The 15,317-nt window shown below is 57.5% G+C and carries 11 protein-coding genes; 8 read left to right on the plus strand and 3 right to left on the minus strand.

All coding sequences use genetic code 11. The annotated features are described in order from the left end of the window. Positions 1-12 precede the first annotated feature (12 nt). The 3 genes from mupP to AC19YQ_RS10780 all read right to left on the minus strand — a co-directional run bounded on the left by mupP (position 13) and on the right by AC19YQ_RS10780 (position 2,781). Positions 13-684 (minus strand): N-acetylmuramic acid 6-phosphate phosphatase MupP, encoded by a 672-nt coding sequence (gene mupP, locus AC19YQ_RS10770; protein WP_339474119.1) that lies wholly within the window; start codon positions 682-684, stop codon positions 13-15. Positions 685-687: 3 nt separating this feature from the next. Next, positions 688-1,386, minus strand: coding sequence for a bifunctional 2-polyprenyl-6-hydroxyphenol methylase/3-demethylubiquinol 3-O-methyltransferase UbiG (gene ubiG / locus AC19YQ_RS10775; RefSeq protein WP_133077099.1), 699 nt, complete (start codon positions 1,384-1,386; stop codon positions 688-690). A 63-nt stretch (positions 1,387-1,449) separates the two neighbouring features. Next, complete coding sequence (locus AC19YQ_RS10780) at positions 1,450-2,781, minus strand: TRZ/ATZ family hydrolase (protein ID WP_500595100.1); 1,332 nt, start codon at positions 2,779-2,781, stop codon at positions 1,450-1,452. Between the two features lie 106 nt (positions 2,782-2,887). Here AC19YQ_RS10780 and mtnA point away from each other — a divergent pair, with 106 nt between their 5' ends. From mtnA to rpsA, 8 genes are all read left to right on the plus strand, one after another. Next, entirely contained in the window at positions 2,888-3,964 is a 1,077-nt protein-coding gene (gene mtnA / locus AC19YQ_RS10785) for an S-methyl-5-thioribose-1-phosphate isomerase (protein WP_500595101.1), read from the plus strand. Between the two features lie 411 nt (positions 3,965-4,375). After that, complete coding sequence (gene gyrA, locus AC19YQ_RS10790) at positions 4,376-7,036, plus strand: DNA gyrase subunit A (RefSeq protein ID WP_500595102.1); 2,661 nt, start codon at positions 4,376-4,378, stop codon at positions 7,034-7,036. A 215-nt stretch (positions 7,037-7,251) separates the two neighbouring features. Then, entirely contained in the window at positions 7,252-8,337 is a 1,086-nt protein-coding gene (serC, locus tag AC19YQ_RS10795; protein WP_219261545.1) for a 3-phosphoserine/phosphohydroxythreonine transaminase, read from the plus strand. Continuing rightward, complete coding sequence (gene pheA / locus AC19YQ_RS10800) at positions 8,337-9,431, plus strand: prephenate dehydratase (RefSeq protein WP_500595103.1); 1,095 nt, start codon at positions 8,337-8,339, stop codon at positions 9,429-9,431. Before serC ends, pheA begins: the two co-directional genes overlap by 1 nt. A gap of 11 nt (positions 9,432-9,442) precedes the next feature. Beyond that, complete coding sequence (gene hisC, locus AC19YQ_RS10805; protein WP_500595104.1) at positions 9,443-10,555, plus strand: histidinol-phosphate transaminase; 1,113 nt, start codon at positions 9,443-9,445, stop codon at positions 10,553-10,555. A 4-nt stretch (positions 10,556-10,559) separates the two neighbouring features. Beyond that, complete coding sequence (locus AC19YQ_RS10810) at positions 10,560-12,791, plus strand: bifunctional prephenate dehydrogenase/3-phosphoshikimate 1-carboxyvinyltransferase (protein WP_500595105.1); 2,232 nt, start codon at positions 10,560-10,562, stop codon at positions 12,789-12,791. Next, on the plus strand, positions 12,788-13,471 hold the full coding sequence (gene cmk / locus AC19YQ_RS10815; RefSeq protein WP_445261359.1) for a (d)CMP kinase: 684 nt from the start codon (positions 12,788-12,790) through the stop codon (positions 13,469-13,471). Before AC19YQ_RS10810 ends, cmk begins: the two co-directional genes overlap by 4 nt. 126 nt (positions 13,472-13,597) lie before the next feature. Further along, on the plus strand, positions 13,598-15,292 hold the full coding sequence (rpsA, locus tag AC19YQ_RS10820) for a 30S ribosomal protein S1 (RefSeq protein WP_019826775.1): 1,695 nt from the start codon (positions 13,598-13,600) through the stop codon (positions 15,290-15,292). Positions 15,293-15,317: the final 25 nt, after the last annotated feature.

Consider the following 15,317-nt stretch of genomic DNA (forward strand, 5'->3'; position numbering starts at 1 on the left):
AGCTGGCGCTTGTCAGCAGCTGCACATCGCGTTATCCAGCACTTTGCGCAACTCGCCCGGGTGGTCGACCACCACGTCGGCACCCCAGTGGTCGGGATTGTCGTCAGGGTGGATATAACCAAAGCGCACGGCGGCAGTTTTGGTTCCGGCGTCCCGTCCGGACTCGATGTCGCGCAGGTCGTCACCCACAAACAGCACGCTGGCCGGGTCGAGGTCGAGCATTTTGCAGGCCAGGATAAGCGGCTCGGGATCGGGCTTGCTGTTGGTGACATGATCCGGGCAGATCAGCAGGGCCGACCGTTGTGCCAGGCCCAGTCGCTCCATGATCGGCTGCGCAAAACGTACGGGCTTGTTGGTGACGACGCCCCACACCAGGTGCGCTTTTTCGATATCGGCCAGCAACTCTTCCATGCCATCAAACAGCTTGGTATGCACCGCGCAATCGCGCTGGTAGCGCTCAAGGAACTCCTGGCGCAAGTCTTCGAAGCCTGGCGCCTGCGGGTCCATGCCGAAGGTGGCCGCCACCATGGCGCGCGCGCCCCCGGAAATTTCGTCGCGTATCAGCTTGTCTGCGATAGGGGGCAGATCGCGATCAGCCCGCATGGCCTGACAGATCGCGATAAAGTCCGGCGCGGTGTCGAGCAGGGTGCCGTCCATGTCAAAAAGAACTGCTCTTAAACGCATGTGTTACTCCTCGCGAAGGGTCTGGATCATGTAGTTGACGTCAACGTCGGCCGCCAGCTTGTAGTGTTTGGTCAGCGGGTTGTAGGTCAGGCCGATGATGTCCTTGACGCTCAGTCCGGCCTGGCGGCTCCAGGCACCCAGTTCGGAGGGGCGGATGAACTTCTTGAAGTCGTGGGTCCCGCGGGGGATCAGCTTCATGATGTATTCAGCGCCGATGATCGCGAACAGATAGGACTTCGGATTGCGGTTGATGGTCGAGAAAAACACCTGGCCGCCGGGTTTGACCATGCGGTAGCAGGCGCGAATCACGGAGGCCGGATCAGGTACGTGCTCCAGCATTTCAAGGCAGGTGACCACATCGAACTGCTCGGGCATTTCAATGGCCAGGTCTTCGGCGGTGATCTGGCGGTATTCAACACTCACGCCGGACTCAAGCTGATGCAGTTGCGCAACAGCCAGTGGGGCCTCGCCCATGTCGATACCCATCACGGTAGCACCGCGCTGAGCCATGGACTCGCTGAGAATGCCGCCGCCGCAACCGACGTCGAGGACTTTTTTGCCGGCCAGTTGCACGCGCTCGTCAATCCAGTTGACGCGCAGCGGGTTGATGTCGTGCAGCGGCTTGAACTCGCTTTCACGGTCCCACCAGCGATGGGCTAGCGCTTCGAATTTAGCGATCTCGGCGTGGTCAACGTTGCTCATGGGTAAATCCTCTAAAGCCTAATAATCTGGTAAAGCTCCGGGCGCAGGCCCGAAGGTACTGAATCAATGAGTATGGCCGCTTATGCGCTCACCCCAGGACCTGGCTGTTGCGCTGAGCTGTTGCTCGTCCAGTCGGGTCAGGCGCCGGTCGTCCAGTAGGTGTTTGCCTGCAACCCACAGATGTTTTACACACTCTCGGCCTGTGGCGTAGATCAGCTGTGAAACGGGGTCGTAGACCGGTTGTTGGGCCAGTCCGCTGAGGTCAAATGCAACCATGTCAGCGGCTTTTCCGACTTCGATGGAACCGGTGTCGTTTTCAATGCCCAGGGCGCGTGCGCCGTTGAGGGTCGCCATGCGCAGTGCGCGGTGCGCGTCCAGTGCGGTGGCCGACCCTGCGACGGCTTTGGCCAGCAGGGCTGCAGTGCGGGTTTCGCCGAGCAGGTCGAGGTCATTGTTGCTGGCGGCACCGTCGGTGCCGATCGCCACATTGACACCTGCTTGCCACAAGCGCTCCACCGGGCAGAAGCCGCTGGCCAGTTTCAGGTTGGACTCCGGGCAATGAATCACGCTGGAGTTGCTTTCTACCAGCATTGCCAGGTCGTCATCGCTGATCTGGGTCATGTGTACGGCCTGGAAGCGCGGGCCCAGCAAGCCCAGGCGTGCGAGGCGGGCTACGGGGCGCTCGGCATGCTGCTCGACGGCCTGATGCACTTCAAAGGCGGTTTCATGTACGTGCATGTGAATGGCTGCGTCCAGTTCATCGGCGATGACCCGGATTTTTTCCAGGTTTTCGTCGCCGACGGTGTAGGGCGCGTGGGGGCCAAAAGCAATTTTGATCCGCGGGTGGAACTTCAGGTCGGCGAACAGCTCGACGGCCTGGCGCAGGGCCTCGTCTGTGTTGCTGGCGCCGGGGACCGGGAAGTCGAGAATCGGAATGGCGATTTGCGCACGAATCCCGCTCTTGTGTACGCACTCACTGGCAACTTTCGGGAAAAAGTACATGTCGCTGAAGCAGGTGATACCGCCTTTGAGTTGCTCGGCGATCGCAAGGTTGGTGCCGTCGCGCACGAAGTCTTCATTAACCCATTTGGCCTCGGCGGGCCAGATATGCTGTTCCAGCCAGGTCATCAGTGGCAGGTCATCCGCCATGCCGCGGAACAGTGTCATCGCGGCGTGGCCGTGGGCATTGATCAGCCCGGGGCTGAGCAGCATGTCAGGCAGCTCGCGGGTTTCGATGGCCGTGAGCTTAAGGGCCTGCTGGCGCGGACCTATGAAAACAATGCGTCCGTCCCGAATGCCTACGCCGTGCTCCTTGAGTACGACACCGGCCGGTTCTACAGGCACCAGCCAGGTGGGTAGCAGCAATAAGTCCAGGGGCAGGGTCGGAGTCGGCATCGAAAACAGTTTCCAGTGCGTGTAAAAGGAGGCGAAGTATACCCGAGCGTCTTATGGGTGGGCTCGCTATAATCGGCGGCTTTGTTACCGGGTGATGGGGAAAGGCATGCGCGATCGACTGTTGGCTGCGGAAAAGGTTAAGGCCATCGATTGGCGGGACGACGCCCTGTATCTGCTGGATCAACGCAGCTTGCCACGTGAAGAGAACTGGCTGGCCTACACCTGTGTCGAGGGTGTTGCTCAAGCCATTCGCGATATGGTCGTGCGTGGCGCCCCGGTGATTGGTATTGCGGCGGCCTATGGTGCAGTGCTGGCTGCCCGGGCGCGCAAGGCCGAGGGTGGTGACTGGTTGGCTGCGCTGGAGGAAGATTTCACCTTGCTGGCAGGCTCGCGTCCTACGGCGGGGAATCTGTTTTGGGCATTGAATCGCATGCGTGACAGATTGGCCCGCGCCAAAACCCGTCCAGATGTCTTGCAGGTACTTGAAGCCGAAGCCGTCGCCATTCATGAAAGTGACCGTGAAGCCAACCTGACGATGGCGCAGTTGGGGGTCGATGTGATCCGCCGCCACCAGGGCAATGCGCAGGCAGTACTGACCCACTGCAATACCGGTGCGTTGGCCACGGGCGGCTTTGGTACGGCGCTGGGGGTGATCCGGGCTGCCTGGCTGGAGGGCATGATCGAGCAGGTGTACGTCGATGAGACCCGGCCCTGGCTGCAGGGCTCGCGCCTCACGGCGTGGGAACTGGCCAATGAAGGCATCCCGGTGGTGCTCAATGTGGATGCCGCCGCGGCGCACATCATGAAAACCAAGGGTTTGACCTGGGTGATCGTTGGGGCTGACCGGATCGCGGCCAATGGTGATGTGGCGAACAAGATCGGCACTTACCAACTGGCGGTCAATGCCATGCACCATGGTGTGCGCTTTATGGTCGTGGCCCCCAGCTCGACGATCGACATGGACCTGGCCACGGGTGATGACATTCCTATTGAGGAGCGTGACGGTAGCGAGGTGCTGGAGGTGGGTGGCCAGCGTGTCGGTGCCGATGTGCAGGCGTTCAATCCGGTCTTTGACGTGACGCCTGCCGACCTGATTGATGTGCTCGTGACCGAGAAGGGCGTGGTTGAGCGTCCGGATGCCGCCAAGTTGGCCCAGTTGATGTGCCGCAAGCGATTGCACTGAAACGCAATTCTGTCGTCGCTGCCGAAGGCGGTGAAGGCGGCTGCGAGGGTTGTTGCAAAGAGAATCGCGGGGGGCTCCAAATTAACGGGTTGCTACGCAACCCTTCGCAGCCTTCGGCAGCGGCTACGGCCTTCAAATCGCCTTCAGAGTCCCTCTGAGCCCCTTCACGCCGACAAGCGTCGCAATTACTACGCTCCATGCGCATCTGAGGGATAGGTGCGTGGCGGCGATTGTGATAACATTCGGCGGTTTCCAGGGTCGCCCGCAAGGGTTGCCCTTACTGCGCAAATCCGTGACATAACTTGTTGATTTGTCGTAAGTCGTTGCATGGCACGTGGCCAGCGGCGGCGAGCTTCGTTCGTCCCGAATGGATGTGGCGAAGTTTCACCCGAAAAAGGAATCAGGCTTCTCATGGGCGAACTGGCCAAAGAAATCCTCCCGGTCAATATCGAAGACGAGCTGAAACAGTCCTACCTCGACTACGCGATGAGCGTAATTGTCGGGCGGGCACTGCCTGATGCACGCGATGGCTTGAAGCCCGTGCACCGGCGTGTGCTGTTTGCGATGAGCGAACTGAACAACGACTGGAACAAGCCGTACAAGAAATCTGCCCGTGTGGTCGGTGACGTGATCGGTAAGTATCACCCGCATGGTGATACCGCCGTTTACGACACCATCGTTCGAATGGCTCAGCCATTCTCCCTGCGCTACCTGCTGGTAGACGGTCAGGGCAACTTCGGTTCGGTCGACGGCGATAATGCCGCTGCGATGCGATACACCGAAGTGCGCATGACCAAGTTGGCCCACGAGCTGCTGGCTGACTTGCACAAAGAGACCGTGGATTGGGTGCCGAACTACGACGGCACGGAAATGATCCCGGCTGTCATGCCGACACGAATTCCCAACTTGTTGGTCAACGGTTCCAGCGGTATCGCTGTGGGCATGGCCACCAATATCCCGCCGCACAACCTGGGCGAAGTCATCGACGGTTGCTTGGCGCTGATCGATAACCCGGAGCTGAGCATCGATGAACTGATGCAGTTCATCCCTGGCCCGGACTTCCCGACGGCTGCGATCATCAACGGTCGCGCCGGCATCATCGAAGCCTACCGCACCGGTCGTGGTCGCATTTACATGCGCGCCCGCTCGATGATCGAAGACATCGACAAGGTCGGTGGTCGCCAGCAGATCGTGATCACTGAGCTTCCTTACCAGCTGAACAAGGCGCGTTTGATCGAGAAGATCGCCGAGCTGGTTAAAGAGAAGAAGCTCGAAGGCATCACCGAGCTGCGCGACGAGTCAGATAAAGACGGTATGCGCGTCGTAATCGAGCTGCGCCGCGGTGAAGTGCCGGAGGTTATCCTGAATAACCTTTACGCCCAGACCCAGCTGCAAAGTGTTTTCGGTATCAACATCGTTGCGCTGATCGACGGCCGTCCACGCATCCTTAACCTCAAGGATCTGCTGGAAGCCTTCGTCCGTCACCGTCGTGAAGTGGTTACCCGCCGTACTGTTTTCGAACTGCGCAAAGCCCGTGAACGTGGTCACATCCTTGAAGGCCAGGCGGTTGCCCTGTCCAACATCGACCCGGTCATCGCGTTGATCAAGGCTTCGCCAACCCCGTCTGAAGCCAAGGAAGCGCTCATCAGCACGCCTTGGGAGTCGAGTGCGGTGGTGGCGATGGTTGAACGTGCCGGTGCCGATTCGTGCCGTCCCGACAACCTCAACCCGCAATACGGTCTGCGCGAAGGCAAGTACTTCCTGTCGCCAGAGCAGGCTCAGGCCATTCTTGAGTTGCGCTTGCACCGTCTGACCGGCCTTGAGCACGAGAAGCTGCTGGCCGAGTACCAGGAGATCCTCAACCAGATTGGTGAGCTGATCCGCATCCTGAACAGCGCCGAGCGCTTGATGGAAGTGATCCGTGAGGAACTGGAAGTCATTCGTGCTGAATACGGTGACGTGCGCCGTACTGAAATTCTGGATCACCGTCTTGACCTGACACTGGGCGACATGATTCCGGAAGAAGAGCGTGTTGTAACCATTTCCCACGGCGGCTATGCCAAGACTCAGCCGTTGGCTGCGTACCAGGCCCAGCGTCGTGGCGGTAAAGGTAAATCGGCTACTGGCGTTAAGGATGAGGACTACATCGCTCACCTGCTGGTTGCCAACAGTCACACCACGCTGCTGCTGTTCTCCAGCAAAGGCAAGGTGTACTGGCTCAAGACTTATGAGATTCCCGAAGCATCCCGCGCTGCCCGTGGTCGTCCGCTGGTCAACCTGCTGCCGCTGGGTGAGGGTGAATACATCACCACCATGTTGCCGGTCGAGGACTACACCGAAGGTCACTTCATCTTTATGGCAACCGCTAACGGTACCGTGAAGAAGACCCCGCTGGAATCCTTCAGCCGTCAGCGCAGCGTAGGCTTGATCGCGCTGGAGCTGGACGAAGGCGACGTGCTGATCAGCGCCGCGATCACCGATGGCGAGCGCGAAGTCATGCTGTTCTCCGATGGTGGCAAGGTCACTCGCTTTAAAGAGTCCGATGTCCGTGCAATGGGTCGTACAGCCCGCGGCGTACGCGGCATGCGTCTGCCAGAAGGTCAGAAGCTGATTTCGATGCTGATCCCTGAAGAAGGCAGTCAGATCCTCACCGCTTCGGCGCGTGGTTATGGCAAGCGCACGGCAATCAGCGAGTTCCCTGAGTACAAGCGTGGCGGTCAGGGCGTTATTGCCATGGTCAGCAACGAGCGTAATGGCCGTCTGGTCGGTGCGGTTCAGGTGCAGGACGGTGAAGAAATCATGTTGATTTCGGACCAGGGCACCCTGGTGCGCACGCGGGTTGATGAAGTATCGAGCCTGGGTCGTAACACCCAGGGCGTCACCTTGATCAAGCTGGCCAGCGACGAAACGCTGGTAGGGCTTGAGCGGGTTCAGGAGCCTTCGGAAGTTGAAGGTGAAGAGCTTGAAGGTGAGGGTGAAGGCGGTGCAGAGTTCGACGGTGAGGCCATCCATGATGGCGTTGACGACGAGCAGCCGCTAGAGGCTGGCGCTGACGAAGAACCGCAAGAATAAGCGGACACACAGGGGGCGGATGAGAATTCGCCCCCTTGTTGTATGTCCGGCATGAAAGTTTGCGACACTGTGGGAGCGGGCTTGCTCGCGATGGCATCAGCGCGGTATGTCAGATAGACATTACTGCCCGTATCGCGAGCAAGCCCGCTTCTACAAGTAACACAGTGTCGAGAGTTGATTTATTGCGTGACCACCAAATCAGAGTGAGAGTGGAAGTGAGCAAACGAGCCTATAACTTCTGCGCAGGTCCTGCTGCGCTACCTGAAGCTGTCCTGTTGCGTGCCCAGTCCGAGTTGCTCGACTGGCATGGCAAGGGCCTCTCGGTCATGGAGATGAGCCATCGCAGCGATGAGTTCGTATCCATTGCGACCAAGGCTGAGCAGGATTTGCGTGACCTGCTGTCTATTCCCTCGAACTACAAAGTCCTGTTTCTGCAAGGCGGCGCAAGCCAGCAATTTGCACAGATCCCGCTGAATCTGCTGCCTGAAAATGGCAAGGCGGATTACATCGATACCGGTATCTGGTCTCAAAAGGCCATTGAAGAAGGTTCGCGCTTCGGTCACATCAATGTGGCAGCCAGCGCCAAGCCTTACGATTACTTTGCGATTCCAGGCCAGAACGAGTGGAACCTGTCGAAAGACGCGGCCTACGTTCACTACGCGCCAAACGAAACCATTGGCGGCCTGGAGTTCGACTGGATTCCGGAAACTGGCGATGTGCCTCTGGTCGCAGACATGTCCTCGGACATTCTGTCGCGTCCGGTTGATGTTTCCCGTTTCGGCATGATCTACGCAGGCGCCCAGAAAAACATCGGTCCGAGCGGAATTGTGGTCAACATCGTTCGTGAGGACCTGCTGGGTCGTGCGCGCTCGATCTGCCCGACCATGCTTGATTACAAGGTCGCGGCTGACAACGGCTCGATGTACAACACGCCGCCGACGCTGGCCTGGTACTTGTCCGGCCTGGTGTTCGAGTGGCTGAAAGAGCAGGGTGGTGTCGAGGCTATCGGCAAGCTCAATGAAGTGAAAAAACGTACCTTGTACGATTTCATCGATGCCAGCGGCCTGTACAGCAACCCGATCAATATCTCTGACCGCTCCTGGATGAACGTACCGTTCCGCCTGGCTGACGACCGCCTCGACAAGCCTTTCCTGGCGGGTGCTGAAGCGCGTGGGCTGCTGAACCTCAAAGGGCATCGCTCGGTAGGTGGCATGCGTGCTTCGATCTATAACGCTGTGGACATCAATGCAGTTAACGCATTGGTGGCTTACATGGCAGAGTTCGAAAAGGAACACGGCTAATGTCCGAACAAGAACTCAAGGCGCTGCGACTGCGCATCGACAGCCTGGACGAAAAAGTTCTGGAGCTGATCAGCGAGCGCGCGCGCTGCGCTCAGGAAGTGGCGCGAGTCAAAATGGCTTCGTTGGCTGAAGGCGAAGTGCCGCTATTTTACCGGCCTGAGCGTGAGGCTCAGGTGCTCAAGCGTGTCATGGAGCGCAACAAAGGCCCATTGGGCAACGAAGAGATGGCGCGACTGTTCCGCGAAATCATGTCTTCTTGCCTGGCCCTGGAGCAGCCACTGAAAGTGGCTTATCTCGGTCCGGAAGGTACTTTTACCCAGGCAGCAGCCATGAAGCACTTTGGCCATGCGGTCATCAGCAAGCCAATGGCCGCTATTGATGAAGTGTTCCGTGAAGTTGCAGCGGGTGCAGTGAATTTTGGTGTGGTGCCGGTGGAAAACTCCACCGAAGGCGCAGTCAACCACACGCTCGATAGCTTCCTTGAGCATGACATGGTGATTTGTGGCGAAGTCGAGCTGCGCATCCACCATCATCTGCTGGTTGGCGAAAACACCAAGACTGACAGCATCAGCCGTATCTATTCCCATGCGCAGTCGTTGGCCCAGTGCCGCAAGTGGCTGGATGCGCATTACCCGAATGTCGAGCGTATTGCAGTGTCGAGCAATGCCGAAGCCGCCAAGCGGGTCAAGGGTGAGTGGAATTCTGCTGCCATTGCCGGCGATATGGCTGCGGGCCTTTACGGCTTGACCCTACTGGCTGAGAAAATCGAAGATCGTCCGGATAACTCCACGCGGTTCTTGATGATTGGTAGCCAGGAAGTCCCGCCTACCGGGGATGACAAAACTTCAATCATCGTCTCGATGAGCAACCGTCCTGGTGCGCTGCATGAATTGTTGGTTCCGTTTCATGAAAACGGGATCGATCTGACGCGTATCGAGACACGTCCTTCGCGTAGCGGTAAATGGACTTATGTGTTTTTCATCGACTTTGCTGGCCATCACCGCGACCCTCTGGTCAAGAGTGTTCTGGAGCAGATCAGTCAAGAAGCCGTAGCGCTTAAAGTGTTGGGTTCTTACCCGAAAGCGGTTCTTTGAGGCGATAAAACATGAGCGGTGATTTCCTCGCCCTGGCACAGCCGGGCGTGCAACAACTTTCGCCTTATGTCCCGGGCAAGCCTGTGGACGAGCTGGCCCGTGAGCTGGATCTGGATCCAGCCACAATTGTGAAGCTGGCCAGCAATGAAAATCCTTTGGGTGCGAGCCCCAAGGTTCTGGAAGCCATCCGTGCTGAGCTGGCCGAGCTGACGCGCTATCCGGACGGCAACGGCTTCGCCCTCAAAAGCCTGTTGGCTGAGCAGTGTGCGGTGCAGATTGATCAGGTGACGCTGGGTAACGGCTCAAACGATGTTCTTGAGCTGGTTGCGCGTGCTTATCTGGCGCCAGGCCTGAATGCCGTGTTCAGCGAGCACGCGTTTGCCGTATATCCGATCGTTACCCAGGCGGTAGGTGCGCAGGCACGAGTAGTGCCCGCCAAGGATTGGGGGCATGACTTGCCTGCCATGCTTGACGCTATCGACAGCAATACCCGTGTGGTTTTCATTGCCAACCCGAATAACCCGACCGGAACCTGGTTTGGCGTCGATGCGCTGAACGAGTTCTTGCAGGATGTTCCCGAGCACGTGCTCGTGGTGCTGGACGAAGCCTATATCGAGTACGCCCAAGGTGGTGATCTGCCAGACGGTCTGGAGTTTTTGTCGGCGTATCCCAATTTGCTGGTTTCGCGCACGTTCTCCAAGGCTTACGGCCTGGCCGCTTTGCGGGTGGGCTATGGCCTGTCGACGGCAATCGTTGCAGATGTGCTGAATCGCGTACGTCAGCCATTCAACGTTAACAGCCTGGCCTTGGCGGCCGCTTGTGCGGCTCTTAAAGATACCGATTACCTGAACCAGAGCCGGCGTCTTAATGAGGCCGGGATGCAGCAGTTGCAGGACGGTTTTCGCGAACTTGGCCTGAGCTGGATACCATCCAAAGGCAACTTCATTGCTCTGGACCTCGGTCGGGAGGCGGCTCCCGTTTATCAGGGGCTGCTGCGAGAGGGCGTAATCGTGCGTCCGGTTGCTAACTACGGAATGCCGAACCATTTGCGTATCACTATTGGTTTGCCCGCGGAAAATATCCGTTTGCTTGAGGCGCTGGCCAAGGTGCTTGCTCGTGGTTGATGTAATGTCTGTGCAATCGGTAAAGCCTGTTCTGGGTCGTTTGGTTGTTGTCGGCTTGGGGCTGATTGGCGGCTCTTTCGCCAAGGGTATGCGCGAGAGCGGGCTGTGCGGCGAAGTGGTTGGCGTTGATCTCGACCCCAAGTCTTGTGCAATGGCTGTGGAGTTGGGGGTGGTCGACCGCTGCGAGGCTGATCTGGCAACCGCTTGTGCGGGCGCTGACGTGATTCAGTTGGCGGTGCCGATTCTGGCCATGGAGAAAATGCTTGGCCTGTTGGCGGGCATGGATCTTGGGCAGGCGGTGATCACTGATGTTGGCAGTGCCAAGGGCAATGTCGTGCGCGCTGCAGCCCATGCCTTTGGCGGTATGCCTGCACGTTTCGTCCCGGGTCACCCGATTGCCGGTTCTGAACAGAGCGGTGTCGAGGCCTCGAACGCCAGCCTGTTTGAGCGTCACAAAGTTATTTTGACGCCAGTGGCGCAAACCGATGCTGACGCTCTGGACCTGGTCGATGGCATGTGGCGCGCCCTGGGTGCGGACGTCGAACATATGCAGGTCGAGCGTCATGACGAGGTTTTGGCTGCAACCAGCCATTTGCCTCATCTGCTGGCTTTCGGGCTGGTGGACTCTCTTGCCAAGCGCAACGAGAATCTGGATATCTTCCGTTACGCAGCGGGTGGCTTTCGTGATTTCACAAGAATCGCGGGTAGCGACCCGGTAATGTGGCATGACATTTTTCTCGCGAATCGCGAGGCAGTGCTGCGCACATTGGATACATTTCGCAGCGATCTCGACGCTTTGCGCGACGCGGTCGATGCAGGGGATGGGCATCAATTGCTGGGCGTCTTTACGCGCGCCCGGGTTGCCCGCGAGCATTTCAGTAAAATCCTGGCCCGCCGGGCATATGTGGACGCTATGAATTCCAACGATCTGATTTTTTTGGCAAATCCTGGTGGTCAAGTTACTGGCCGGATCCGCGTACCAGGCGACAAATCCATTTCTCACCGCTCGATCATGCTCGGCTCCCTGGCCGAAGGCACGACCGAGGTGGAAGGTTTCCTTGAGGGTGAAGATGCCCTGGCAACTTTGCAGGCATTCCGTGACATGGGTGTGGTCATCGAAGGTCCTCACCATGGTCGTGTGACCATTCATGGTGTTGGCCTGCATGGCTTGAAAGCTCCGCCTGGCCCAATTTATCTGGGTAACTCGGGTACTTCGATGCGTCTTTTGTCTGGCCTGCTGGCCGCGCAAACCTTCGATACCACCCTGACCGGCGACGCTTCGCTGACCAAGCGTCCGATGAATCGTGTGGCTAATCCATTGCGCGAAATGGGCGCCGTGATCGAGACCGCTGCAGAAGGTCGTCCGCCGATGACCATTCGCGGTGGCCACGCTCTTAAAGGCATGAACTACACCTTGCCGATGGCCAGTGCTCAGGTTAAGTCTTGCCTGTTACTGGCGGGCTTGTATGCAGAAGGCAAGACGTCGGTCACCGAGCCGGCTCCGACTCGCGATCACACCGAGCGCATGCTGCAGGGTTTCGGCTACCCCGTAACTGTTAATGGTCCTACGGCTTCGGTTGAGTCGGGTCACAAGCTGACTGCGACGCATATTGAAGTCCCTGGCGATATTTCTTCGTCAGCGTTCTTCCTGGTTGCCGCTTCAATTGCAGAAGGCTCTGATCTGCTGCTGGAGCATGTGGGGATCAATCCTACCCGTACTGGCGTAATCGACATTTTGCGTCTTATGGGTGCGGATATCACCCTTGAGAATCCGCGTGAAGTGGGTGGCGAGCCGGTAGCTGATCTGCGTGTACGTGCCGCAAAGCTGAAGGGAATCGAGATTCCTGAAGAGCTGGTGCCGCTGGCGATTGATGAGTTCCCGGTACTGTTCGTGGCGGCGGCTGTTGCCGAAGGTCGTACGGTCCTGCGTGGGGCAGAAGAGTTGCGCGTCAAGGAGTCCGACCGGATTCAAGTGATGGCGGACGGTTTGCTGGCGCTGGGTGTGAAGTGCGAGCCAACACCAGATGGCATCATCATTGATGGCGGTACTATCGGTGGCGGTGAGGTTCATGGGCATGGCGATCACCGTATTGCGATGGCCTTCAGCGTGGCTTCGTTGCGTGCAACCGCTCCAATCCGTATTCACGATTGCGCCAACGTGGCGACCTCATTCCCGAACTTTCTTGCGCTGTGCAAGCAGGTGGGCATGCGTGTAGCTCAAGAGGCGAACTCGTGATTTCGGCACCGGTTATTACCATCGATGGTCCTAGTGGTTCCGGTAAAGGTACCGTTGCCGGGATCCTGGCCAAGCGCCTGGGGTGGAATTTGCTGGACTCCGGTGCCCTGTACCGCTTGCTGGCTTTTGCTGCGGGCAATCACGGTGTTGCCCTCGATAACGAGGCGCTACTGGAGAAACTGGCTGCACATCTTGATGTGCAGTTCGTCGGGGCGACCGACGGCAAGCCCGCTCGCATCATTCTCGAAGGCGACGACGTGACTCACGCTATCCGCAGTGAGGCTGTGGCAGCTGGAGCCTCCAAAGTCGCGGCTTTGCCGGCTGTTCGTGATGCTTTGTTGCAGCGTCAGCGTGCATTTCAGGAGTTGCCAGGCCTGGTTGCCGATGGTCGTGACATGGGTACGGTGGTATTTCCTGATGCCCCGTTGAAGGTTTTTCTGACGGCCAGCGCTGAAGAGAGGGCCCGTCGCCGTTACTTGCAGTTGAAGGCAAAGGGCGATGATGTTAGTCTCTCGGGTCTGCTAGATGAGATTCGTGCCCGCGATGAGCGTGATACGCAGCGTGCAATAGCCCCGCTTAAGCCGGCGGCTGATGCCATACAGCTGGACTCTACGGAGTTATCCATCGAGCAGGTGCTGGAACGCATCATGAGTGAAATCGCACTTCGCGATATTGCCTGATGACCAAGAAAGCGTGCAGGAGACCAGAAATAGTCCTGCATGCCTTCTTTTATATAAACGTAACCCACATTGTCTGGAATGTGGCAGATGGGCGTATTCCTTCGCCCTTGATCAACAGGAATTAAAATGAGCGAAAGCTTTGCAGAACTCTTTGAAGAAAGCCTAAAAACCCTGAATCTTCAGGCTGGCTCGATCATCACCGCTATCATCGTTGATATCGATTACCAAGCTGGTTGGGTTACCGTTCACGCTGGTTTGAAGTCGGAAGGCCTCATCCCGCTGGAGCAGTTCCACAACGACGCTGGCGAACTGAACATCAACATCGGTGATGAAGTTCACGTTGCGCTGGACGCGGTCGAAGACGGCTTTGGCGAAACCAAGCTGTCCCGTGAAAAAGCCAAGCGCGCTGAATGCTGGATCGTTCTGGAAGCAGCCTTCGCAGCAGAAGAAGTGGTCAAGGGCGTTATCAACGGTAAGGTTAAAGGCGGCTTCACTGTCGACGTTAACGGCATCCGTGCGTTCCTGCCAGGTTCTCTGGTTGACGTTCGTCCAGTGCGCGACACCACGCATCTGGAAGGCAAAGAGCTGGAATTCAAGGTCATCAAACTTGACCAGAAGCGCAACAACGTTGTTGTTTCGCGTCGCAGCGTTCTTGAAGCAGAGAACTCGGCTGAGCGTGAAGCTCTGCTGGAATCCCTGCAAGAAGGCCAGCAAGTCAAAGGTATCGTCAAAAACCTCACCGATTACGGCGCATTCGTCGATCTGGGTGGCGTCGATGGCCTGCTGCACATTACCGACATGGCTTGGAAGCGTATCAAGCATCCTTCCGAAATCGTCAACGTTGGCGACGAGATCGATGTCAAGGTTCTGAAGTACGATCGCGAACGCAATCGTGTTTCCCTGGGCCTGAAGCAACTGGGCGAAGATCCATGGGTTGCTATCAAAGCCCGTTACCCAGAAAGCACTCGCGTTACCGCTCGTGTAACCAACCTGACCGACTACGGCTGCTTCGCTGAGCTGGAAGAAGGCGTTGAAGGTCTGGTACACGTTTCCGAAATGGACTGGACCAACAAAAACATCCACCCTTCGAAAGTCGTACAAGTCGGCGACGAAGTGGAAGTTATGGTTCTGGACATCGACGAAGAGCGTCGTCGTATCTCCCTGGGCATCAAGCAGTGCAAATCTAACCCATGGGAAGATTTCTCTGGCCAGTTCAACAAGGGCGATAAAATCTCCGGCACCATCAAGTCGATCACCGATTTCGGTATCTTCATTGGTCTGGACGGCGGCATCGACGGCCTGGTTCACCTGTCCGACATTTCCTGGAACGAAGTTGGCGAAGAAGCCGTACGTCGTTTCAAGAAAGGCGACGAGCTTGACACCGTTATCCTGTCTGTTGATCCAGAGCGTGAGCGTATCTCCCTGGGTATCAAGCAGCTGGAAAGCGATCCGTTCTCCGAGTACGTACAAGAGAACGACAAAGGCGCAATCGTTAAGGGCATCGTGAAAGAAGTTGACGCTAAAGGCGCCATCATCACTCTGGCCAACGATATCGAAGCTACTCTGAAAGCATCCGAAATCAGCCGTGACCGCATCGAAGATGCACGTAACGTTCTGAAAGAAGGCGAAGAAGTAGAAGCCAAGATCATCAGCGTTGATCGCAAAAGCCGCGTAATCCAACTGTCCATCAAGTCGAAAGACGTTGAAGACGAGAAGGAAGCAATCCAGAGCCTGCGCGACAAGCCAGCTACCTCTGAGATCGCTGCTGGTCCGACCACTTTGGGCGACCTGCTGCGTGCACAAATGGAAAAACAGAACTAAGTTCTGATTGACCATAAAAAAGGGC

It is taken from the genome of Pseudomonas sp. MF06569, assembly GCF_059862735.1.